19 protein-coding genes are annotated in these 22823 nt (G+C 44.8%); 9 read left to right on the top strand and 10 right to left on the bottom strand.

What is annotated here, in order from left to right; genetic code table 11:
* Window positions 1-61: 61 nt before the first annotated feature.
* On the top strand, window positions 62-1027 hold the full coding sequence (locus tag J8L84_RS07045) for a carbohydrate kinase (protein ID WP_211070075.1): 966 nt from the start codon (window positions 62-64) through the stop codon (window positions 1025-1027).
* A 171-nt stretch (window positions 1028-1198) separates the two neighbouring features.
* On the opposite strand, the gene J8L84_RS07040 is transcribed toward J8L84_RS07045, so the two are convergent.
* The 3 genes from J8L84_RS07040 to J8L84_RS07030 form a co-directional block, all read right to left on the bottom strand.
* Complete coding sequence (locus J8L84_RS07040; protein WP_211070074.1) at window positions 1199-1984, bottom strand: hypothetical protein; 786 nt, start codon at window positions 1982-1984, stop codon at window positions 1199-1201.
* Window positions 1985-2139: 155 nt separating this feature from the next.
* Window positions 2140-3756: a cisplatin damage response ATP-dependent DNA ligase gene (locus J8L84_RS07035; protein WP_211070073.1), complete on the bottom strand. Its 1617-nt coding sequence runs from the start codon at window positions 3754-3756 to the stop codon at window positions 2140-2142.
* Between the two features lie 2 nt (window positions 3757-3758).
* Window positions 3759-4841, bottom strand: a complete 1083-nt coding sequence (locus tag J8L84_RS07030) for a ligase-associated DNA damage response exonuclease (protein WP_247670629.1) — start codon at window positions 4839-4841, stop codon at window positions 3759-3761.
* 230 nt (window positions 4842-5071) lie between these two features.
* On the opposite strand from J8L84_RS07030, the gene J8L84_RS07025 reads away from it, so the two are divergent.
* Entirely contained in the window at window positions 5072-7555 is a 2484-nt protein-coding gene (locus J8L84_RS07025; RefSeq protein ID WP_211070367.1) for a ligase-associated DNA damage response DEXH box helicase, read from the top strand.
* 344 nt (window positions 7556-7899) lie between these two features.
* A complete protein-coding gene (locus tag J8L84_RS07020) occupies window positions 7900-8706 on the top strand; it encodes a ligase-associated DNA damage response endonuclease PdeM (protein WP_211070072.1) in 807 nt (268 codons plus the stop codon).
* A 100-nt stretch (window positions 8707-8806) separates the two neighbouring features.
* Here the strand turns inward: J8L84_RS07020 and J8L84_RS07015 are convergent, their stop codons facing one another.
* Both J8L84_RS07015 and J8L84_RS07010 read right to left on the bottom strand, forming a co-directional pair.
* A complete protein-coding gene (locus J8L84_RS07015; RefSeq protein ID WP_211070071.1) occupies window positions 8807-9700 on the bottom strand; it encodes a carbon-nitrogen hydrolase in 894 nt (297 codons plus the stop codon).
* Window positions 9687-10751, bottom strand: a complete 1065-nt coding sequence (locus J8L84_RS07010) for an agmatine deiminase family protein (protein WP_211070070.1) — start codon at window positions 10749-10751, stop codon at window positions 9687-9689. The genes J8L84_RS07015 and J8L84_RS07010 overlap by 14 nt, the downstream gene beginning before the upstream one ends.
* Window positions 10752-11222: 471 nt before the next feature.
* Here J8L84_RS07010 and folE point away from each other — a divergent pair, with 471 nt between their 5' ends.
* Window positions 11223-11906, top strand: coding sequence for a GTP cyclohydrolase I FolE (gene folE / locus J8L84_RS07005; protein WP_057795639.1), 684 nt, complete (start codon window positions 11223-11225; stop codon window positions 11904-11906).
* A gap of 60 nt (window positions 11907-11966) precedes the next feature.
* Here the strand turns inward: folE and J8L84_RS07000 are convergent, their stop codons facing one another.
* The 4 genes from J8L84_RS07000 to J8L84_RS06985 all read right to left on the bottom strand — a co-directional run bounded on the left by J8L84_RS07000 (window position 11967) and on the right by J8L84_RS06985 (window position 16071).
* On the bottom strand, window positions 11967-12176 hold the full coding sequence (locus J8L84_RS07000; protein WP_211070069.1) for a hypothetical protein: 210 nt from the start codon (window positions 12174-12176) through the stop codon (window positions 11967-11969).
* Window positions 12177-12426: 250 nt separating this feature from the next.
* On the bottom strand, window positions 12427-14376 hold the full coding sequence (locus tag J8L84_RS06995) for an amylosucrase (RefSeq protein WP_211070366.1): 1950 nt from the start codon (window positions 14374-14376) through the stop codon (window positions 12427-12429).
* A 311-nt stretch (window positions 14377-14687) separates the two neighbouring features.
* Window positions 14688-15071 carry a VOC family protein gene (locus tag J8L84_RS06990; RefSeq protein ID WP_211070068.1) on the bottom strand — a complete coding sequence of 128 codons (384 nt, stop codon included), beginning with the start codon at window positions 15069-15071 and terminating at the stop codon, window positions 14688-14690.
* A 49-nt stretch (window positions 15072-15120) separates the two neighbouring features.
* Complete coding sequence (locus J8L84_RS06985) at window positions 15121-16071, bottom strand: aldo/keto reductase (protein WP_211070067.1); 951 nt, start codon at window positions 16069-16071, stop codon at window positions 15121-15123.
* A gap of 179 nt (window positions 16072-16250) precedes the next feature.
* Between J8L84_RS06985 and J8L84_RS06980 the strand changes: the two genes are divergently transcribed.
* The 5 genes from J8L84_RS06980 (at window position 16251) to J8L84_RS06960 (ending at window position 20382) form a co-directional block, all read left to right on the top strand.
* Window positions 16251-16748: a lipocalin family protein gene (locus tag J8L84_RS06980; protein WP_211070365.1), complete on the top strand. Its 498-nt coding sequence runs from the start codon at window positions 16251-16253 to the stop codon at window positions 16746-16748.
* An 84-nt stretch (window positions 16749-16832) separates the two neighbouring features.
* Complete coding sequence (locus tag J8L84_RS06975) at window positions 16833-17390, top strand: PhnA domain-containing protein (RefSeq protein ID WP_317352543.1); 558 nt, start codon at window positions 16833-16835, stop codon at window positions 17388-17390.
* A gap of 28 nt (window positions 17391-17418) precedes the next feature.
* Window positions 17419-18477, top strand: a complete 1059-nt coding sequence (gene pyrC, locus J8L84_RS06970; RefSeq protein ID WP_211070066.1) for a dihydroorotase — start codon at window positions 17419-17421, stop codon at window positions 18475-18477.
* 33 nt (window positions 18478-18510) lie between these two features.
* Complete coding sequence (gene dbpA / locus J8L84_RS06965) at window positions 18511-19893, top strand: ATP-dependent RNA helicase DbpA (protein ID WP_211070065.1); 1383 nt, start codon at window positions 18511-18513, stop codon at window positions 19891-19893.
* 90 nt (window positions 19894-19983) lie between these two features.
* Window positions 19984-20382 (top strand): ACT domain-containing protein, encoded by a 399-nt coding sequence (locus J8L84_RS06960; protein WP_211070064.1) that lies wholly within the window; start codon window positions 19984-19986, stop codon window positions 20380-20382.
* A gap of 196 nt (window positions 20383-20578) precedes the next feature.
* Here J8L84_RS06960 and J8L84_RS06955 read toward each other — a convergent pair whose 3' ends face one another.
* Window positions 20579-22639, bottom strand: coding sequence for a M13 family metallopeptidase (locus J8L84_RS06955; RefSeq protein WP_211070063.1), 2061 nt, complete (start codon window positions 22637-22639; stop codon window positions 20579-20581).
* Between the last annotated feature and the right edge of the window lie 184 nt (window positions 22640-22823).

Raw genomic sequence — 22823 nt, 5'->3', positions numbered from 1 at the left:
TCCATGACTACAGCGGTATAAATATTAACGTCATCGCTGTTAGCTTCAGCCAGAGGTGTTTATGAAAATTTTATGTTTAGGCGAAGTACTTATCGATATGTTAAGTGCGGGTGCAGCGGACCAAAGCGAAATGCCAGCAATGAATTCATTCCAGCCTTATGCTGGTGGTGCGCCCGCTAACGTAGCGGTTGCTGTTGCGAAGCTTGGTGGTCAAGGCGCGATGGTGTCTAAAGTGGGTGACGATACCTTTGGCCGCTTTCTTCAAGACATGCTTAGCTATCACAACGTAAACACTGATTATGTTTGGAGTACGAAAGAAGCGAATACAGCATTGGCTTTTGTTAATCTAGATAAAGACGGTGAACGTTCTTTCGATTTCTATGTTGATAATGCGGCACATAAGCACATTGGTGAAGACGACTTGGCCACGGTTGCATGCGACAATACTAGCGTGCTGCACTTTTGTTCTGGCTCAATTTCAGGCCCCGAATTGCTTCCCGGCACCGACTATATCCTAAACAAAGCTAAGCAAGAAAATATGCTGGTATGTTTGGATATTAATTATCGTCCCGCTTTTTGGGACGACACGGCTAATGCGCCAGGCCGAATTGATGAAGTAGCTAAAAAAGTAAGCATCTTGAAAGCGAGTCGCGAAGAGTTGGCTGAGCTTTACGGTGAAGAAAATGCGCAGACTCACGTGCAGCAGTGGCTAGATAGCGGCGTTAAAGTGGTATTAGTAACAGATGGCGGCGAACCTATCCAGTACATAACAAAAGAGTTTAGCGGCACCTTGGCCTCGCCCAAAATGGACGTGAAAGATACGACAGCTGCTGGCGACTCATTCATTGGTGGTTTCCTGTATTTCTTATCTACCAAAGTGGCTAATAGCGCAGAATTCGACGAGTGGGCAAGTAGCTTTGAAAACGTAAGTGAAGCCACCGAGTTTGCTATACGCTGCGGTGCCTACACAGTAACGCAATATGGTGCGTTTAGTGCTTTACCTACTATGGAAAATATTGCGAAATAAGCAATATATTGGTGCTCAATGTCTTTTGATATGAGCGTGGGTACATAATTTAAAAAGCAAGGCGATGCCTTGCTTTTTTATTGCCTGTTTAGCTGCTAGGCGTCTGCTTCAGCGCTAGCGTGAAGCAGTTTTTACCGTGGACACAGAGCTAAACACGCTAGGCAAACATATCTATGCAAACATCATGCGACCACTTAATCCAGTTTCGCTTCGTTTAGAGTGACGTTTAACGACAAAAACAATACAAATCGAAAGTAGCAAAATTCCTAATGAACTGGGCTCGGAAACAAAGTAGTTATCGACACCCCTGTCGGCAACTAGCGTTAAAGCAGCAACGCCCGAATTAACTTGTGCCCACTCTAAAAAAGCATCGAAGTGATCTATTTGAGGTGAGGATAAATCCTGACCCATTATACTATCAGCGCGAATAAGTTCAGTTACTGGGTCAAGAGCGCCGCCTGTATATTCATCGAATAGCCCTATCATGTGGCCAAATTCGTGAGCTGCTATAATGCCTTGATATGGATAACCCCAACCAGAGGGGTTGCCTGTATACCATTGCCTTAAGTTTGTAAAACCATCCCCATTACGAACGTTAATATAATGATCTGACGCGCCCCATGTGTCGACCCAATCTACATTAAACACAGTGTCGTAAAAATAAGTGCCGTCAGATAAGTCAAAGGCATTACTCCAAATGGATTCAATACCATCTTCCCAAATGTCCCGAAGTGCACTGCCGGGTTCATAACCAGTTAGATAAACGTCAACATCAATCAGTAAATCTTGATTAACAAAGCCAATATCATAGCTAGCATTCCATCCGAAGATCCCTGTCGAAATACGGTATGAAATGGTTTCGGACGCAATATTAGTAATTAGGCCAGCGTGACTCGCTGTGGAAAAAAGGAGAAAGAAACCAATAAGGCAATGTTTGAACGATCGCGAAAACAACATTTTTTTGTCCTTGGCGCTGCATTAATTCATGCAGGCGCACATAAAAATTTTTCTGTAATTTCTTTTCTAACAGTAGGTTAGCTGGAACAGAAAAAGCTAATATACTTTAAGTGTAAGCTAAAATCAGGGTTTGTAAAAAAAATGTTTCATTAAGATTATGACTCGATAAGTGCTTTCACGTTGATAAGTGTATCTGCCTCGTTAGCAGGCTTATCCCAGCGGATACGGTGTATGCGAGGAAATCGTAGTGCCACGCCTGATTTATGCCGGTTGGAGGGATGAACCGCATCGAAAGCCACTTCAAGTACCAGCTCCTTTTTAACCTCTCGCACTGGCCCAAAACGGCCTATGGCGTTTCGTCGTACCCAGTTATCTAGTTTCTTAAGCTCTTCATCAGTAAATCCAGAGTAGGCTTTGCCGATAGGCAGCAATTGCTCATCTTGCCATGCGCCAAAGGTGTAATCGGAATAAAAGCTAGAGCGCTTACCGTGACCACGCTGGGCATACATCATCACCGCATCTACCACCAGCGGGTCGCGTTTCCACTTGTACCACTGGCCTTTAGGTCTGCCTGGTACATAGTGGCTACTTGAACGCTTTATCATAAGCCCTTCTACCGCGCGGTTTTCACATACCCTTTTATGTAGCGCTTGAAGATCTGTTGGTGAATCGGCAGATAAGCACTCAGATAAATGCAGTCGTGATTTATTGTCGTTTTCCTGAATCCCATTTTTGTCAAACCACGCTTCTAGTGCTTTGCGCCGGGTGATAAGAGGTGAGTCGGTTAATTGCTTACCGTCTAATACCAGTGCATCATAAACTATAAGCCCTGCGGGGTTGGTTTTCATTAACGCAGAGGTGGGCTTTTTCTTATTGAGCCGCTGCTGCAGAGCATTAAATGTATCGACTTCGTTGTTATGCATCACCAACAGTTCGCCATCTAGCACCATGTTATCTACAACCATGTTGCCACTAACACTATCGAGTAGGTCGGGGAATGCATGACTGATGTCATCGCCGGTGCGTGAGAATAGCGCCTTTTCTGGTTCTTCTTTTGTGGTATTACAAACCAACTGCACCCGAATACCATCAAACTTGTGTTCTATTTGCCACTGCTCGGGGACAAAGTCATCGATATCACTTTGCGCAATGGGGTGAGATAGCATGACAGGGTGAAACGTAACTGCGTTGCTTATATCCGGTTTAGGGCCGTTACCTTCAAGCCATGCGAGCAGGTCGGTATAAGGCGGTGTGACGCCATGCCACAGTTTTTCTATTTCAGTGATATCTTGATTGCCGTATTCCGCTAAAATTTGTTTGATAGAGCGAGCCGATACGCCAATTCTCAACCCCCGTGTACCAAGCTTTAATAGTGCCCAGCGCTGTGATGGAGTCATTATGGTGAGATAATTCGCTAACGTTGAAGCGACTTTTTGTTTGCTGACATTCGCAAATGTATCTACCACTTCAGACAAACTAGGCAGCGCTTGATCTGGCGTTAGTTCGGGCCATAAATGGGCTACCGTTTCGCTAACTTCGCCCACATAATCGTAGCTCATAGCAAATAGCTCTGGGTCTACTCGCTCTGTAATCAGTTTTTTTACCGTGTTACGTTTGAAGAAATCAAATCGAAGCGTACCTGCCATCGCGGCAATAGCCCAGCCGCGATCGGGGTCTGGCGTAGTAGCAAGGTAATGCAGAATAAGCTGGGCTTTCGCTTTGGTTCCGGCGGTATAGTAAAGCTGTTCAAGTAAGTCGCTGAATGCTTGCATTGCTATTCTTCCTGCGCCGCTTCATCGTAACCTACCAGCGATAACGCTCGCGCTTTAAAGCCCATCTTCTGTGCCTGATACATTAGTGCGTCTTCTCGGCCGTGGGTCACCCATACCTCGCTAGGGTTCACTTCGGTGAGGGTTTGCAATAACTCGGGCCAATCGCAGTGATCTGAAATAATAAGTGGTAGCTCAGCGTTGCGCTGCTTAGCTCGCGCGCGAATTTGCATCCAACCAGACGCCAACACAGCGCGAACATGTGGCAAGCTTCTCGACCACCTGTCGGCTAATGCAGAAGGGGGAGCCAAAACGATTTCACCGGCGAGTAACGCTTTGTCTTCTACCTCGCTAACCGGAATAATATCGCCTAACGCAATGCCTTCTCGTTCATATAAATCACACAGCTTCAGTAATGCACCGTGCAAATAGATAGGCTTGGTGTAACCCGCTTCTCGAAGCGCCAAAATAACCCGCTGGCATTTGCCTAATGCGTAAGTTCCTACTAAATGACAACGTGTAGGAAACACATCAAGGGAATGAAGAAGCTTTTGGATTTCTTGTTCGATTGGCGGGTGGGCAAATACCGGTAAACCGAAAGTGGCTTCGGTAATAAGTACATCGCAAGGTACTACTTCAAACGGCGGACAAGTGGGATCGTGTCTACGTTTGTAATCGCCAGATATCACTAGCCGATAACCCGCATACTCAATAAGTAATTGTGACGAACCTAGTATATGGCCAGCAGGGTAAAAAGTGACTTTTATCTTGCGTCGCCCCTGTTCAGTTGAGGCACTGTGACTATCAGTAGTGATTACCTCATCAAACTCTACGCTCTCGCGATAGGGCACCGGTATTTGTACTTCAGCCATATCGTCGCCATAGCGAGTGGTCATAATTGCCATGGTTTGTGGGTGGGCGAATACTCGCTTGTGGCCCGCTCTAGCATGGTCAGCATGACCGTGGGTAACAAGCGCAGTATCCACAGGCTGCATAGGGTCTATATAAAAATCACCTGGCACACAATACAAACCTGCATCGTCAGTTTTCATCCACTTCGAAGGGTGTATTGTATTTTCAGCCATCATATAAAAACCACATGCTATTAGTTAGCGTTTCATATGACTACGGTGGTTTTGCGCAATTGGTTGAGCGTAGTGGAAAATTAAACCCTTCTGCCGCATTAACGTATATCTACTATTGCTTACCATCGAAACAGCAGAGTAACGAAAAATCATGATGCAGGAGAAGTTCGGGCAGGTGCCTAGGGTTGTACGTAGCTTTTATTTCAAAAGCTTCGAAAGATATGCCAGCAAATATGCCTAAAACCAAAGCACCACTTAAGAAACCAAACGAAACCGGCAGCGACATTTTGCCACCGGCGTTTAGCCAATGGTTCAAAAATAAAGGCTGGGCGCTTCGTGATTACCAACGGCAGATGTTGGCGCAAGACACCCACAACACTACGTTATTGATTGCCCCAACCGGGGCAGGAAAAACCCTATCAGGCTTTCTACCTAGCTTAGTCGAGTTAGCGCAATCGCCACAGCTAGGCTTACATACCTTATATATTTCCCCGCTTAAAGCGTTAACCCAAGATATTCATCGCAACTTATTACAACCTATTGAAGAGATGGAATTGCCAATAACGGCAGAAACTCGTACTGGCGATACACCTTCGCATAAACGGCAGCGCCAACGGAAAAAGCCGCCAAACCTGCTGCTTACTACCCCAGAATCTTTAATGTTGATGCTGAGCTATGCCGATGCTGACAAGCTATTTGGCAAACTAAAGCGAGTCATTATTGATGAAACCCATAGCTTGGTAGCAAACAAGCGAGGGGACTTTTTATCTTTAGCGCTAGCACGACTTTCAGTATTGTCACCTAAAATGAAGCGGGTAGGCCTATCGGCTACAGTGGCTTACCCTGAAACCTTAGGGGCGTGGCTAGCCGGTACAGAAGGTATTGCTAATATCATCAGCGTGAAAGCGGGTGAAAAACCAAAAGTAGATATGCTGCAATCTGAAAATCGCATGCCCTTCGGTGGCTTTATGGCGCGTTATGCCATAACCGATATCTACAAAGCCATTGAAGGAGCGAAAACGACCTTGGTGTTCGTTAATACCCGGGCGCAATCTGAACTGATTTTTCAAATGCTGTGGGAACACAACACCGCTGCGCTACCGATAGCCTTATACCACGGCAGTTTGAGTAAAGAACAACGGCGCAAAACAGAAGCGATGATGTCTAGCGGGTTATTGCGGGCAGTAGTGTGTACTTCGGCGCTAGAGCTAGGTATTGATTGGGGCGATGTCGATAAGGTCATTCAGGTAGGTGCCCCCAAAGGTGTTAGCCGGTTGTTGCAACGTATTGGGCGAGCAAACCATCGGTTAGATGAGCCCAGCGAAGCGTTACTTGTACCAGCTAACCGATTTGAAGCCCTTGAATGCCAAGCGGCTATTGATGCAATTAATAAAGGCGAGCTAGATGGCGATGCGCCGCAGCCGGGGGCATTGGATATCATCCCCCAGTTTATCGTGAATTGCCTATGCAGCAATGCTGACAGCCCAGATACCCTTTACGAGCAAATCCTCATGGCATCGCCCTACCAAGGGCTCGATAAGCAAGATTTTGAAAAATTATGGCAGTTTGCGTTAGATGGCGGAAGTGCGCTTAACGCCTACGAGCGATACCAGCGCCTAACGCCAAATGACGATGGCACTTTTTCACCCGCTAACAGGCGGGTTATTCAGCGTCATCGTCAGAATATAGGTACTATTGTTGAGGCGGGTAGATTAAAAGTAAAACGCATTCGCCGTGGTAACCAGGGCAAAATTATTGGTGAGGTAGAAGAGTACTTTGCCCAGCAACTTACCCCAGGTGACACCTTCTATTTTGCCGGTGAAGTGCTCAAGTACGAAGCCATTCGGGATATGCAATTGCATGCACGCCCTGCTAAAGCCAAAGAGCCTAAAATCCCCAGTTATTCCGGTGGCCAAATGCCACTGTCGACATACTTGGCTGATGGGGTTAGAGCCATACTCGCAAATCCCAAAAGTTGGCGCAATTTACCTGCACAAGTACAAGAGTGGTTAAAGTTACAACAGCAGTTTTCACAACTTCCTGAACCTGAAAAGGTGTTGGTAGAGCAGTTTCCTTTTCGTAATGTAAACCATACGCTGTATTACACATTCGAAGGTAGGAAAGCGAACCAAACCTTGGGTATGCTGGTTACCCGTAGAATGGAAAAAATGGGGATTAAGCCGCTTAGCTTTAGTGTGACTGATTATGGGCTTTCGATAAGTGCAGTGAAACAGATTACCGACAATCAGCTGCAACAGTTGTTTCAGCCAGATATATTAGGCGACGAGCTAGAAGACTGGATGTTACAGGCCCCCATGTTAAAGCGCTCTTTCAGGCAGGTGGCGGTAGTAAGCGGCTTAACCGAACAGCGTTATCATGCTAGTCAGAAAACCATGAAACAAGTCACGTTTTCTACTGATTTAATTTACGACACGCTGCGTGAACACGACCCTGATCATATTCTTTTAGCAGTAGCACGGGCTGATGCTGAACGGGAGTTGTTAGATTTACAGCGTTTAGCCAATTTGCTTATTCGCTTTGTCGATAAAACCACATTAGTTAATTTAGAAAAAGTATCGCCCATGGCCATACCGATTGTGCTGAATATGCGCAGTGAGCAAATAAAAGGGGCTGGTGCTCAGGCGATTATCGAGCAGGCCGATTTGTATGCAGAAGCGGAAAGTATGTTAGACGAAGTACGGGCTTTATTGTCCTAAAAGCTAAAAGCTAAAAGCTAAAAGCTAAAAGCTAAAAGCGGTTGAGTGGGGTTGGGTCTGGAACTCGCCGTGAATACATCCATGTAGGCTCTGATGCAGCATCCATGCTGCATAAGGTTCCATACCCAATCCCACTACACCGCTATAGTTCGGGCGTGGATTTGTATTCAAGTTCGAATGTTGAGTGTTGTAGAGAGAAGCACGCCGTAAATAAATCTATGTAGGCTCTTATGCAGCATCCATGCTGCATAAGGTTCCAGACCCAACTCCACTCCATCACTATAGTTCGGACATGGGCCTAGAAGTGGTGGAAAAGTGTTGAACATTTTCAAAGAGGTCAATCAGTGGCAATAAGTGAGCAGTGGCTATCGGCACAGGTAGCGGTACGTAGCATTAGTATTGTGAAATTCGCAGACCTGCTTTGGCTGTTAGATACTAGAGGTGTGGCGTATTTGCCTGCGCTTGATTGGCTGGTGGTATCCGATTTACACCTTGAAAAAGGCAGTTATTTACGTAGTTATGGTAATCCGCTGCCAAGTGTCGATTCCGTCGCTACGCTTAAGCGTTTGCAGCAGATTATTCGCGATTACAACCCTGCACGGGTGATTAGCTTGGGTGACAGTTTCCACGATAAGCACAGTATGTCTCGTATGACTGCTGAAGATAGAAACCTCTTATGCGATATCATAAATAGCGTTCCCAAATGGGATTGGGTAGAGGGAAATCATGACCCCGACTTACCTGAAGGTATTCCCGGCAACCCTTGCCATGAAATAGTGCATAGTAATGTGGTATTTCGCCATGAGCCAGAAATCTATGAGCCAGAGCCACGTGAAACAGAGCCATGTGAAACAGAGCCGCATGAAAAAGAGTCACATGAAAAAGAACCAAGTACGAAGGATGGGGTTCAAGCTAAGCCCCAAGCTAAGCATCAAATTATTGGCCATTACCACCCTAAAATACGCAAGACTATTTCCCGTCGTCGATTTTCCGGTAAATGTTTCGTTGTCACAGAAGACCTATTTATCATGCCAGCTTTTGGGCAGTTTACGGGAGGCTTAGATGTGGATGAAGAGGTTATGCTAGTGTTAGCATCTAAAAAATCCCGCGCCTGTTATATGTTGTATGACGGTACAATTTTCAAAGCTTAAGCGGCAAATTATTAACATGCTGCGCGCAATAAAAAAACGGGCAACTAGGTGCCCGTTTTAATCTGTTTTAAACCCTTTTACAAAAGCATACGCCCTTGACCTAATCGCGCCAGCGCTTGGTTAGGTCTTCGTAAGCATCTATGCGACGGTCACGGAAATAAGGCCAAATGCGTTTTACTTTTTCAGTGCGGGTTAAATCTATCTCAACCGAAAGAGTGGTTTCACCCTCGGCTTCGGCTTTCGCCAGAATTTCACCTTGTGGGCCAGTTATAAAGCTTTGCCCCCAAAACTGTATGCCGGGGTCGCCCGCCACTGGCGATGCTTCAAACCCTGTGCGGTTTGCTACAACAACCGGCACTGAGTTTGCGACTGCATGTGAGCGCTGTATAGTTTCCCACGCGCCATGTTGTCGACTACGTTCTTCTTCAGTATCAGTACTATCCCAACCAATTGCCGTTGGGTAAAACAATAAGTCAGCGCCAGCCATCGCCATTAAGCGTGCGGCTTCTGGATACCATTGATCCCAACAAACTAATACACCCAATTTACCCACGCTGGTGTCTATTGGCGTAAAGCCCATGTCACCTGGTGTGAAGTAAAACTTCTCGTAAAAGCCTGGGTCGTCAGGAATATGCATTTTGCGGTATTTACCGGCAATCTCTTTGCTTCTATCAAATACCACAGCGGTATTGTGATACAAGCCAGAACCGCGTTTTTCAAATAAAGAGGTTACTAATACAATATTGTGTTTTTCAGCAAGCGCACCAAAGAAATCTGTTGCAGCACCTGGAATAGGTTCGGCTAAATCAAAGGCGTCTGTATCTTCCTGCTGGCAAAAGTAAAGGGTGCTATGAAGTTCTTGTAGCAAAATACACTCACAGCCTTCTGCGGCGAGCTTTGCAACTTGCTCAGCACTTTTGTTCCAGTTTGTCGCTTTGTCGTTATCAGCAACAGACTGTTGTACCAAGCCTATCTTTAGCTTAGTTCGTTGCATGTACAGACACTCCTTTTGAGAAGGTGGAAATAACAGATTCTTTCAACGTATTTGTGGGTACCTGCATTGAAATACAATGCAAACTGCCAAATTGCTTTACCAACACCGAGCAATCAATAGGCTCGATAATATGGTCGGGATAAGCCAGTTGCATTTGGCTAATGGCCGCTTCATCTTCAGGTTGCCCGTAAATAGGTAAGAGCACCGCGCGATTACAGATCAAAAAATTGGCGTACGATGCAGGTAAACGCTCGCCTTCGCTATTCACAATATGTGGCAGTGGCAATCGATATTGTTCATGCTCAGGCATTGCACTGGCGCACTCTTCACACAGCGCACTTAACCCTGAATAATGACTGTCGTCTTTTCGATTATCAGCTGCTTGAATGACTAGGCCTTTATTGGGCGTGAAACGCACAAGCGTATCAATATGCCCGTCAGTGTCGTCACCTTCAAGGTGACCGTGTTCTAATACCGTAAAGGTGCTACAACCTAGCATGTCATTAAAGGTTTCAGCGTAATCCTCGGTGGTCATATCACCGTTGCGCTTAGGGTTTAACAAACATTGAGAGGTGCTAAGCAAGTGGCCAAAATCGTCAATTTCTAACGCGCCGCCTTCAGCAACTACTGGGCTACTTCGTAGGGGTAATTTACATAATGAGGCAAGGTAGCGTTGGTTAGCCATATTGTCTTCGCTGGCATCAAACTTTTCGCCCCAACCATTGAAGCGAAACTCTACTGGCGCGCCAGAACCTTCGGTATCTCGACAGGTTAAAAAGCCGTAGTCACGTACCCAAGTGTCGTTATAAGACGCAGGCATGATAAGCACACGCGCATGATCGCCTAAGCGTGATTTCACATCATCAACATCGTCAGGGGCGCATAGCAATATCACACCTGCATGATAACGGTTGACCGCAGCAATGACGTTCAAGTATGTTTCACGGGCTTCTTCTAGCCATGGCGACCAGTCGGTTTCTGCATGCGGCCACGCCAGCATCACAGCATCAACGGTTTCCCATTCAGGAACCAGTTTACGACTACCTTGCATGTTTATTCTCGATAGAAATAAATAAAGCGGCGATTATAACTATCCTACTCTCGCCAACCAATAGCAAACTTGATGAAATTCTTTTCTTGTCACGAACAGTGTCACTATTAGAACAACAACTCGTAATGGAAGGGATGATTTGTAACCGTCCTGTTGAACGTTTATTTTTTGATCTCATTGCTCCTAATAGACGTTTTATCTCAATATCGATAAAACACGCCTCTAATAGCATTTTCAGATTAGGCTAATCTCAGCATTTGCTCGATCAATAGCCGCTAGAATGCTAAAATATAACCGTTAGAAGTCGCCAAACCTTTGCCAAAGCGTGGTTATATGCCTTGGCCGTAATCATGCTATTCAATAGTCTTGCGTTGGCTTTCAGGCGGTATTGTCATTTGCATCTTGGTATCAAGTTAGCCTTAATCGTGTTGATTACGTTTAAGGGTAAAGAAGTATTTACGGATAGGGTTAATGTTAGCAAAAGAAGCGGTAATTGTGCGTGATGCACTAGAGCCATCAATTTCTGAATCGGCACAACGTGTTAGAGCAGCGCTTGAAGAAAAAGGGCTGGAAACACCTATGGTGGCGAATGGTTTGTCTGACGAGCAAAAACGTCAGAAGATTGAAATCGCAATGCGTGACGTGATGAATACGCTTGGGCTCGATCTTACCGATGACAGTTTGCACGACACACCAACCCGTATTGCAAAGATGTACGTGAACGAAGTGTTCGGTGGTTTAGATTACCGAAACTTCCCTAAAATAACCCAAATTGAAAATAAGATGCGTCTTGATCAGCCTGTTCAAGTGTCTGATATAAGTTTAACGAGCACATGTGAACACCACTTTGTAACTATTGATGGGCTCGCTACCGTATCTTACATTCCCAAAGACACTATTATCGGTTTATCGAAATTAAATCGATTAGTCAGCTTCTTTGCACAGCGCCCTCAAGTGCAAGAGCGATTAACACAGCAAGTGCTTGTCGCCATCCAGACGCTAGCCTCTACTGATGACGTTGCAGTAAGCATTAATGCTACCCATTATTGTGTGAAGGCCAGAGGTATACGCGATACTAATTCGTATACCAAAACATCTGCGTTAGGGGGCAAATTTTTGTCCGATGTAGAATTACGAAGAGCATTTTTTAGCTAATTGCTTTTAAAATGTCTAGTGGCTTTGGCCAACACTGAAAACCGCTTTTAAAGCGGTTTTTTATTTTGAATGGAATTCGGTTTCTAACTCGCTGATGACAAGGTTAATACGACCTTCGACACCATTTGCTGCGGTAAGGCTTAAATTCTTTTTGCAACATCCGCAAGTTTCAACCTGCTCTTGATACATATCGCGAATGGTGTGCTCAGAAAATTCATTGAAAGCGCCGCAGTATGGGCACATGTATTCTAAGGTTGTTTCGGTCTTCATCTATTGTCCTTTTTAGCTTCACCCATATCCATATGGTGACTGCATACTTTAAGCTTTGGTGTTGAATAACAGCGTCTATTCGCAGAGTAATACGAGGGGCTTAACCAAATCGATTACTCTGACTGAAGTATAGTTGCAAATTAATAGATTGCCTGTGGAATACGCCAAATTCTCGCTAAGTTGCGGCGAAGTAACAAAAAATAGATTTTCCGTTACTGACTGCCAATAAGAATAGGAGCTGAAAGAGCGCTTATTGCTTTAGCCAAAGCTGTTGAAACGGGGCAAGCGAGATTATTGGCTCGTCGCCGTTAAGTGTATTGCCGGTCAGTAAGTCGGTAGAATTTGTGTTCCCAAGAATACCGATTAAGTCACTGCTTGTTTGCTGAGTTTCTTCGCTGAAATTGCAAATAGCCAACAGCTTTTCACCCGAATCGTTTTCTCTAACATAAGCGAAGCAATGTTGATTGTCGGTATCTAAAATGGTGGTACGTGATGCTCCAAAGATAGGGTTATTACGTCTTATCGCTAACATATTTTGCAAGCCTCGAAATACTTGCAGGCTAGCATCTTGTTCAGCCGTTAGCTGACTGCTTGGCTCAGAAAGCGCAAGTTCAGTATCTTCTTGGGTAACAGCAATCCTATTAACCCATCTGTCATCGTGGCGCTTGGATGGGTCATTCAAGTAATCATAGTCATTTAACTTGGCCAGCTCGTCACTCGAATACAGCAAAGGAATACCGCCGATACTAAAGGTAATACCGTACATAAGCAGCATGCGATTAATAGCATCTTCAATGCCTTGTTGATCATTGGTATCAAGTGCGCCCTCTAAGCCGCAAAGCGAGGCCAATGAGCCACATACACGACAATCGCCATTCGATGGATTTTCAGCAAATGGTACGCCATTAGCAAAGCTGCCTTCAAATCTGCCAGTAAAAAATTGATTTAAGAAAAAACGGTGGTCGTGGGGGTTTATCCCAAGCTCGTTCGCAACATTATCGTCGAACGTCCACCCAATATCGTCATGACAACGCACATAGTTAACCCAAGTGCACTCATCGCTAATTGAAAAGCTTTTTTGCATTGAGCGGGTTAAAAGGCGTGTTTTACGGGTAGCCAAACTGTTCCACAACAATGCCATTAATAACGGGTTATAGGAAAGCTGGCATTCGTTTTTACCAATGTATTTAACCACTTCATCGGGGTGCACAATAGCTTCAGACTTAAACACCACTGCTGGTGCAACAATTTGCAAACAAGTGTTAAAGGCTTGAATGAGCAGGTGGGCTTTTTCTTGGTTCTCACAGTCAGTTCCCATTTCTTTCCAAATGAAAGCAAGGGCATCAAGTCTCAGTGCCGCACAGCCAATATTGGCAAGAAACAGCATTTCACCGGTAATGGCATTAAATACCTCGGGGTTACTGTAATTTAAATCCCACTGAAAGCTATTGAATGTTGTCCATACCCACTTTTGCATGTGTTCATTAAAAGTAAAGCTTCCGCGCCTAACCTGAGGAAATATTTCTCTAAGCGTATGCTCGAACTGATCTGGTACTGTACGGTCATTGAATAAGTAGTAGTAATTTTGAAACTGTTTGTTTCCCGCTAATGCTTCTTTTGCCCACTGATGCTCGTCTGACGTATGGTTAAACACAAAATCGAGAACAAGATTTATGCCCTCTTTTTGCAGTGCGGCTGCCAGCAACTCAAGTTCTGCCATGGTACCTAGACTAGGGTTAACTTTATGATAATCAGAAACAGCATAACCGCCATCGCTGTCTCCTTTAGGAGAATCATAAAGCGGCATTAAGTGCAGATAGGTTATACCCAGCGCTTTGTAATAGGGAATACGCGTGTGCAAATCTTTGAGGGTAGGGCCAGCAAGGTCTACGTACAGCGCCATGCCTACTTGGCTTTCATCTTTATACCAGTTAGGAGATTGAAGGCGAAGGCTATCTAATTTTTTCAGCGCAGGTTTACGGTTTTTAACACCGTCGCGCAGCACACTAATAAGCTGTTGAAGGTGGAAATAACAGTCGAACTGGTGGCCGTAAATAGTGGTGTATTTATCGAATAAGTCGCCAAAATGTGCGTTAACTCGGCGGGTAAACAGAGCTGCATCTTTTTTAGTCAGCATAGATAAATCAGTGCTTGCCATAATACGATCTAGGCAAACGTTACTATCAGCGGCATAGTTCATAGCTTGTTCCATTTTATTACCTTTAAACTACCTAAAAAAAAGCGTGGCAACGTAAACTTAATATGGTTTTCAGTGGCTTTAACGAAATTTATCACGGCAAACTTAATCGATTAAGTTGTATTGTAGTTTAGGTTTGTTAAGGAATCTACTTATCTATGTAAATGTTCTGCGTTTATCGTTTGGGGCGCATTTAAACCCCCTAAATATCAGCTACATACAGATGAAAAAAAAGCAGGCTAAGCCTGCTTTTTTATCAGAAGGGTCAAGAGTACTTTTCATCAAGACCACTCATAAAAACGGTTCATTCGAGGTTATATTTCATAGAGTTCAAGTGGTAAACCATCGGGGTCGGCGAAAAAAGTAAACCGTTTACCCGTGTATTCATCTACACGAATGGGTTCGCACTCCACCTTATTTGCAGTTAAATGCGCAATCACTTCATCAATATCGTCTACTCTAAATGCCAAATGACGCAACCCTTGAGCTTCTGGTCTTGAAGGTCTGACTGGTGCACCAGGAAACGAAAATAGCTCGAGTTGCCCGCCATCAGGTAATGCTAAATCGCACTTATACGATTTTCTCGCTTCGCGATAATTTTCTGCAATAACGCTAAGGCCAAGAATCTCAGTATAAAAGCGTTTAGACACAGGATAGTCGCTACAAATTAGTGCGACGTGGTGAATTCCTTTTAGCATAAATAAGCTCCGTTAGAACATGAACCGAGGGTGTTGCACACACCCTACTTTATGGCATTTCCTGGCCACGAGCAGTTTCTAATAATAAATACCAATGTTCGCGAGTCAGTTGTACATCCATCGATTTATGGCAGGCTTTTATCCGCTCAATATTGGTTGTACCAAGTACCGGTTGGATATTGGCAGGGTGGCGCATTAACCACGCTAATACGATAGCTTCAGGGCTAGTTTCGTATTCAGCGGCTAGCGTGTTTACCAACGCAGCCGTGGCGGCATCAGTATTGTTCTGAGTACTCGCACCCGTGTATTTACCTTGGGCCAGGCTGCCCCACGCCTGAAGTTGTACCTTGTTCATCATACAATATTCAAGGGTGCCTGGCGCATAGCCAGAGTTACGGTTTGCTGGGCTATTAGTGGTAACGCCGTCTTCTAGCCAGTCTCGAAACGCTAAGCTCATTTCCAATTGGTTCGCCACAATTGGGCTTGAAAGCGCCGATTGTAAGTACGCCATTTGATGCCCATGCATGTTTGATACGCCAACGTGCTTTATCTTTCCTTGCTGCTGTAAGGAAGAGAGCGTGGTAGCAACTTCATCCAATTCCATTAATGGGTCGGGGCGATGAAGCAGTAAAATATCAAGTTGCTCTATGTTCAAACGCTGCAAAATTCCTTCTACCGAAGATTCAATCCATTTTGCTGAGAAATCGTAGCGCTTTGGTCCTAAATCATCTTCGAACCGTATCGCACATTTAGACTGCAGAATCATACGTTCTTTTAACGAAGGGTTTTCTTTTAGAACCTTACCGAACACAGTTTCAGCTTTGCCGAAGGTATAGATGTCTGCATGATCGAACACATTAATATTAAGAGCTAATGCTTGTTCTATTACTTGGTGAGCTTGTAACACATGTTTTTTTGATGCTGGTTCGTTGTTCCAGCCACCACCAAGGCCCATGCAGCCATAAACAAGTCTGCTTGCGTCTGGGAAATAGTTTTGCATCTTATACTCCAAATAAATGTGCAATTGCGCTAGCAGCTACAATAACCTGCTATTTTGCTAAAGTAAGCCATATATAGATGAAGCTAGGGGATTAGTCGATGTTTAACACATTGAATACGTATGAAGGTATTTTTCGCCGATTGTTTAGCCAGCATAGTAAAAAATGGTTGAGTGTAACCATGTTATTTACCTTAGTTGGATGTACATCAGTGCCAGACGGCGTTGCGCCGGTGGATGGGTTTGAGCTAGATCGCTATTTAGGTCAGTGGTACGAAATTGCGCGCTACGATCACAGTTTTGAAGAGGGGCTATCCAATGTAACGGCAACCTACTCTACGCGTGATGATGGGGGCGTAAAGGTTATTAACCGAGGTTATTCGCAAGAAGAAGCAAAGTGGGATGAAGCCGAAGGGAAAGCCTATTTTGTATCGAGTGCCGATATTGCGCATTTGAAAGTATCATTCTTTGGGCCTTTCTATGCCAGTTATGTTGTGATGGCGTTAGACAAAGAAGACTATCAATATGCCATGATTACAGGGCCTGATAGAGAGTACCTGTGGATATTAGCCAGAGAAAAAACCTTACCGCAAGACACTATCGATGTCCTTTTGGCCCAAGCTACACAGAACGGCTACGATACTAGTAAATTGATTTGGGTCTCTCACGACACGCCTTAACAGTGATGAGAAGGCGTTTTAGCCAGCCCCTATTTTGCCGAATTGTGGTATACTTTGCGGCAAAATATTGTAGGGACATTTGCTGTGCTTCAAGAAGCTGTTTTCAATCGAGCGGATAACGCTTGCGAGATGTGTAAGAACACCGAAAATTTAGACGTTTATATGGTACCCGAATCGCCAGATGAAACTGCTGGCTGCGCGGTACTTACCTGCCAAACCTGCCGCATGCAACTTAACAGTGAAGCCGATATAGACACTAATCACTGGCGTTGCCTTAATGACGCCATGTGGTCACCTACACCCGCAGTTCAAGTGGTGGCTTACCGTATGCTTAATAAAATAAGCGGCGAAAGCTGGGCACAAGATTTGTTAGACATGGCTTATCTAGAAGACGATGTTAAACAGTGGGCAGAAGCCGGGCTTATAGAGCAGGAAGCTACGCTTGATTGTAACGGTACTGCGCTGCAAGCTGGCGATAATGTGCACCTAGTTAAAGACCTTACCGTTAAGGGAGCTAACTTTACGGCTAAACGCGGTACGCCGGTAAGAGGCATTAGCCTAAGCGATAATCCTTTGCATATTGAAGGTAAAGTTAACGGCACCCGCATTGTCATTATTGCGGCTTATACAAAAAAATCTTAATTGGTCTTAAAGAAGAGAGCTCTCGGTTATGCAAACGCTAACGATTAGAACCCCCGATGATTGGCACTTACATTTTCGTGACAACGAAATGCTAGCAGAAACGGTCCCCGCTACAGCCCGTTGTTTCCAGCGAGCCATCGTTATGCCTAACTTGGTTCCACCAGTAGTTAATGCAACTATGGCGGTTGCTTACAAACAGCGTATAGAAGCGGCTCGCCCTGCGGGTAGCAACTTTGAACCACTAATGACTCTCTTTTTGACAAACACCACATCAGTACAAGATATTGCTGATGCGAAAGCCGCTGGCGTCACGGCGTGTAAGCTATACCCGGCTGGCGCTACCACCAACTCAGATGCTGCAGTAAAAGGTATCGAGGCGTTATACCCTGTTTTTGAGGCCATGGAGGCTCACGGGTTATTGCTACTTATTCATGGTGAAGTTACCGAAACGCACATTGATATCTTTGACCGTGAAAAAGTATTCATCGATACGCATTTAGCACCAATTGTGGCGGCTTTCCCGAACTTGAAAGTGGTGTTTGAACATATTACTACCGCAGACGCTGCGGCCTTTGTCGTTGATGCTAGTGCCAACGTAGGTGCCACAATTACGCCACAACATTTATTGTTAAATCGCAATGACCTGCTGGTTGGTGGTGTTCGTCCACACAATTACTGTTTGCCCGTTTTAAAACGAAATACCCATCAAAAAGCACTGCAAGATGTGGTAGCCAGCGGTAACAGCAAATTCTTCTTAGGGACTGATTCAGCCCCTCATGCAAAACATAAAAAAGAGAATGCGTGTGGTTGTGCAGGTTGCTACAGCGCATGGTCTGCCATCGAGCTTTATGCTGAAGTGTTCGAGCAGTTAGGCGCATTAGATAAGCTAGAAGGGTTCGCCAGTAACTACGGTGCTGACTTCTACGGATTACCTAGAAACAACACAACAATGACGTTAGTAAAAGAAGCGTGGACAGTACCTGAACAGGTCACGTTAGCTGATGGTACCGATATGGTCCCTTTCTATGCAGGGCAGACGCTTCAATGGAAACTACAAGATACTTTCCAAACACGCTCGGCTGACTAACGCTACGTATATGCATCTTTGGAAAAAACAGAAATGACAATTGAAACTGTAAAGCAGTTGGAAATAAATCCAGCTATCACAAAAGCGTTAGATGCACAGGGTATTTTTGCCTTATCGCCCATTCAAGCACAGTCTTTACCTCATGCATTAGCAGGTAGCGACATTATTGGACAAGCGCAAACAGGCAGTGGTAAAACACTTTGCTTCGTAATACCGGCCCTTGAAAAGATTGACCCTACCTTATTTGCAACGCAAGTATTGGTATTGTGCCCAACGCGAGAGTTGGCAGACCAAGTCGCCGTACAATATAGAAATGCCGCAAAGCAAATTGGCAATATAAAGGTGATGACTATTTGTGGCGGCCAACCTATGGGCCCACAAATCCAGTCGCTTAAGCACGGTGCACATGTTGTAGTTGGCACGCCAGGTCGCGTGATGGAGCATGTAGAGAAACGCAGGCTAATGCTAAAAAATGTGCGTTTACGCGTGCTTGATGAAGCTGACCGCATGCTAGATATGGGCTTTGAAGATGACTTAAAAGTCATCTTTTCGCCAATGAAGAAAGGTGTGCAAACTTTACTGTTTTCTGCGACTTATACGGAAGAAATTGAACGTATTGCCGATCAGTATTTAACTGAGCCTGTAATTTGTAAGGTTGAAAGTGACGAGTCGAGCAAACCGTCGATTACTCAAATTGGCTACAACGTACTTCCTCACACTCGAATACAAACGCTCAAAGCTATTCTGACCGATTCCCAGCCTAAAACTGCTATCGTGTTTTGTAACCGACGAGTACAAGTGATCGAAGTGGTCGCATCATTACTGGAAGATGGCTTCAGCGCAGCAGGTTTGCAAGGCGAAATGGAGCAGTATGAGCGTACCGCGGTACTTAATCAGTTTGCCAGTGATGCACTTCAAGTGCTGGTTGCTACTGATGTAGCCGCACGTGGGCTTGATATTGATGATATTCCTTGTGTGATCAACTACACAGTAAGCGAAGAGCCTGAAACGCATATTCACCGTATTGGCCGTACCGCTCGTGCTGGCGCTGAAGGCACTGCAATAACGTTAGTGGGCGACGAGGAAGAGCATTTTTTGCGTAAAATTGAAGTGCTTCAAGGCACTGATATTCCGTTAAAAGGCGCACAAGGCTTACGTTTCCATAAAAACCGCATCATCGAACCTGAATTTAGCTGTATTTCATTAAGTGCTGGTAAAAAGCAAAAGCTTCGTCCTGGTGACTTAGTAGGTGCGCTTACTAAAGATGCAGGCATACCAGGTGATGATGTAGGCAAAATTGCAGTGCAAAATAGCCAAAGCTTTATTGCGGTTAAATTGCGAAGCGTAAAGCGCGCTATGAATCACTTCCGCGAAGGTAAAATTAAAGGCAAGCGCATAAGAGCGCGTAAGCTGTAAGTGATTTAGCATCGAACAGCCTAAGCGTATGGAACACGGCTTGGGCAAAATATATTCAATGAGTTGGACAGGCAAAACAGGGGCGGTGTGATGTCAGGCGAAACAGATTTAAATACATTGCTAAAAACACTTCAGCCGGTTCTAAGCGCTGAGGCGTTCGTATTTGTGAGTGTGCCTTACGCGGTTTCGCCAACTCAATTAGCCAATGCCTTAATGGTGTATAAAGAAGATGAAGGTACAACCCTTATTTTTGAATCATCTTTTGCAAGCAACGAAGGCTTTGCTGTGGATAGCACCTACAAGCGCATTACCTGTAATGTCCATTCAAGTTTAGATGCGGTGGGTATGACCGCAGCTATGTCGGCTGCGCTTACCCGGGCGGAAATTAGCGCTAATGTGGTAGCGGGCTTTTATCACGACCATATTTTCGTTCCCGCTGGCCGAGCCGATGAAGCCATTGCAGTATTGGGTGAATTGGCCAATCCTTAATAAGCCATAAGCCATAAGCCATAAGCCATAAGCCATAAGCCTAGCCCATTTTTTCTAAGGAACATAACAGGGCAACATGGCTAGCGAATAATGGCTATTGTTCTTTTACGATTTAGCCACGTTCCACAAATTTAATGCAGATATAAAAAAGGCGACAATGAATTGCCGCCTCGTTAATGATATTAATTAATGCCTATTACCAAATTTTTACGCGCTCTTCTGGCGGTAAATACAAATCATTTTCCTCGGTCACATCAAACGCCTCGTAAAATTCAGGCACGTTGCGCAACGCGCCGTTAGTACGGAATTTCGTTGGTGAGTGAGTGTCGGTTTGAATTTGGCTGCGTAGGGCTTCGTCACGGTACTTGCTTGCCCATACTTGACCATAACCAATAAATACGCGCTGGTCACCGGTATAACCGTCAATAACAGGGGCTTCTTCACCCTCTAAGGTTAAGTGGTAGGCTTTAAGCGCAATACTAATACCACCCAAGTCGCCGATGTTTTCCCCAAGAGTGTATTCACCGTTGACGAATAGCTCTGGCAGGGCTTCGAATTCGTTGAATTGCTCGACAAGTTTAGCCGTTCTTGCTTCAAATTCTTGACGGTCAGTATCAGTCCACCAGTTTCGTAACGCGCCATCGCCATCAAACGTTGAACCTGCATCATCAAAGCCGTGACCAATTTCATGCCCGATAACCGCACCAATGCCGCCGTAGTTTACCGCGTCTTCCGCATTCATATCGAAAAAAGGCGGCTGAAGTATGGCCGCTGGGAAAACAATTTCATTTGCCGTTGGGTTGTAGTAAGCATTAACGGTTTGAGGTGTCATGCCCCACTCATGCTTCCATACTGGGCCGCCTTGTTTCTTAAGCATCTCTTCGTAGGCAACATCCGACGAACGCTTTAAGTTGCCAAATAAATCGCTGCCTTTCACTACTAGCTGAGAATAGTCTTTCCACGTATCGGGGTAGCCAATTTTAACAGTAAATTTAGAGAGCTTATCTAACGCCTGCTCACGTGTTTCATCTGTCATCCAATCAAGCTTTTCAATACTGTCTTTGTAGGCTAATAAAAGATTGCTCACCATTTCGGTCATGCGCTCTTTTGCTTCAGGTGGGAAGTATTGTTTCACGTATACTTTACCGATAACTTCGCCTACATGAGCATTAGAAAGGCTAACAGCTCTACGCCAGCGGGGCTCAGGCTCTTCAACCCCACGGAGTGTTTTGCTGTAAAAGTTGAAATTAGCGGTGTCGAAATCTTCACTTAATCGACTGGCTGAGGCATTAAGTAAGCCCCATTTTAAAAATACCTTCCAATCTTCCAGAGAGGTTTCAGTGATGAACGTATCCATTTGCTTCATGAAATCAGTTTGCAGGAATACAATGCTATCTAAATCGTCTAATTCCATTTCTTTAAGGAATAATTCCCACGGGAAGTTGGGCATATGCGTGCTTAGTTCTGATACCGGCACTTTGTTATAGTTAGCCGCCCAATTACGCACTTCCTCTTTCTTCATATGCATTTCTGCAATACGGCTTTCCATATCAAACAACATTTGAGCGTTATCTGATGGCGCGTCGAATTCCGCAAGCGTAAACATGGTTTCAATATGTTTAACATAAGCATCGCGAATTTCTTGTGATTTGGCGTCGTCTTTAAAGTAGTAATCGCGCTCAGGCAAACCAAGGCCAGACTGCCATGTATAAATCATATAAGAATCAGGCGATTTGAAATCTGCATTTTGACCAACGTTGAAGGGACTCGCATAGCCGTAACGGGTGGCATAGGCAAAGTATGCAGCTAGTTCATCGTAATTGGTAATGCCTTCAATCTTTTCAATATCGGCATTAATTGGGCTTATACCCAATTCATTAAGTGTATCCGTATCCATGTAAGCACGGTAGAAATCGCCCACTTTTTGCTCGTCGGTGCCATCTGCAAAGTCGCCTTCGGCGGAACTTTTGATTATTTTCATTACATGGTCTTGAGATTCGTCACGCAAAATCGTGAAAGCGCCATAACTTGATTTGTCGGCTGGGATCTCAAGGTTATCAACCCACGTGCCATTCACGTATTGGAAGAAGTCGTTACCAGGATCGGCAGTTAAATCCATGTTTTCTTTATTCACGCCGGACTTTAATTCTTGCTGTTGCGTTACAGCGGTTGGCGCTTGGTTTTCTGGTTGTGTATTTTGCGGACTACATGCACTAAGTGCTAATGCAACGCTTAAGCTAATTACGCTTTTCAACATGGATTGTTATTCCTATTTTTATAAGCTTGTTTTTGAACCAAGTCGTTATTAATTTATGTCGTTAAGTTCATATCTCGTTGGCCGAATACTGACTCATCGCCTCTATCGCCGTTTTGTGATGCACTAGCGAGTGCAGGCGAGTGTAAGCTCTCTAAAACAAGGCCTTTAAAACAAAGCACGAAAG

Origin of the sequence: Alteromonas sp. MMG017, from assembly GCF_018100795.1 — a bacterium.
In the GTDB taxonomy this organism is placed as follows: Bacteria; Pseudomonadota; Gammaproteobacteria; order Enterobacterales; family Alteromonadaceae; genus Alteromonas.
The sequence above is the reverse complement of the archived record's forward strand: the minus strand, read 5'-3'. Positions and strand labels throughout refer to the sequence as shown.

Coding starts and splice junctions, on each gene's coding strand:
- J8L84_RS07045 (WP_211070075.1), top strand. CDS start 62: ATGAAAATTTTATGTTTAGGCGAAGTACTTATCGATATGTTAAGTGCG.
- J8L84_RS07040 (WP_211070074.1), bottom strand. CDS start 1,984: ATGTTGTTTTCGCGATCGTTCAAACATTGCCTTATTGGTTTCTTTCTC.
- J8L84_RS07035 (WP_211070073.1), bottom strand. CDS start 3,756: ATGCAAGCATTCAGCGACTTACTTGAACAGCTTTACTATACCGCCGGA.
- J8L84_RS07030 (WP_247670629.1), bottom strand. CDS start 4,841: ATGATGGCTGAAAATACAATACACCCTTCGAAGTGGATGAAAACTGAC.
- J8L84_RS07025 (WP_211070367.1), top strand. CDS start 5,072: ATGCCTAAAACCAAAGCACCACTTAAGAAACCAAACGAAACCGGCAGC.
- J8L84_RS07015 (WP_211070071.1), bottom strand. CDS start 9,700: ATGCAACGAACTAAGCTAAAGATAGGCTTGGTACAACAGTCTGTTGCT.
- J8L84_RS07010 (WP_211070070.1), bottom strand. CDS start 10,751: ATGCAAGGTAGTCGTAAACTGGTTCCTGAATGGGAAACCGTTGATGCT.
- folE (WP_057795639.1), top strand. CDS start 11,223: ATGTTAGCAAAAGAAGCGGTAATTGTGCGTGATGCACTAGAGCCATCA.
- J8L84_RS07000 (WP_211070069.1), bottom strand. CDS start 12,176: ATGAAGACCGAAACAACCTTAGAATACATGTGCCCATACTGCGGCGCT.
- J8L84_RS06995 (WP_211070366.1), bottom strand. CDS start 14,376: ATGAACTATGCCGCTGATAGTAACGTTTGCCTAGATCGTATTATGGCA.
- J8L84_RS06990 (WP_211070068.1), bottom strand. CDS start 15,071: ATGCTAAAAGGAATTCACCACGTCGCACTAATTTGTAGCGACTATCCT.
- J8L84_RS06985 (WP_211070067.1), bottom strand. CDS start 16,071: ATGCAAAACTATTTCCCAGACGCAAGCAGACTTGTTTATGGCTGCATG.
- J8L84_RS06980 (WP_211070365.1), top strand. CDS start 16,251: ATGTTATTTACCTTAGTTGGATGTACATCAGTGCCAGACGGCGTTGCG.
- pyrC (WP_211070066.1), top strand. CDS start 17,419: ATGCAAACGCTAACGATTAGAACCCCCGATGATTGGCACTTACATTTT.
- dbpA (WP_211070065.1), top strand. CDS start 18,511: ATGACAATTGAAACTGTAAAGCAGTTGGAAATAAATCCAGCTATCACA.
- J8L84_RS06960 (WP_211070064.1), top strand. CDS start 19,984: ATGTCAGGCGAAACAGATTTAAATACATTGCTAAAAACACTTCAGCCG.
- J8L84_RS06955 (WP_211070063.1), bottom strand. CDS start 22,639: ATGTTGAAAAGCGTAATTAGCTTAAGCGTTGCATTAGCACTTAGTGCA.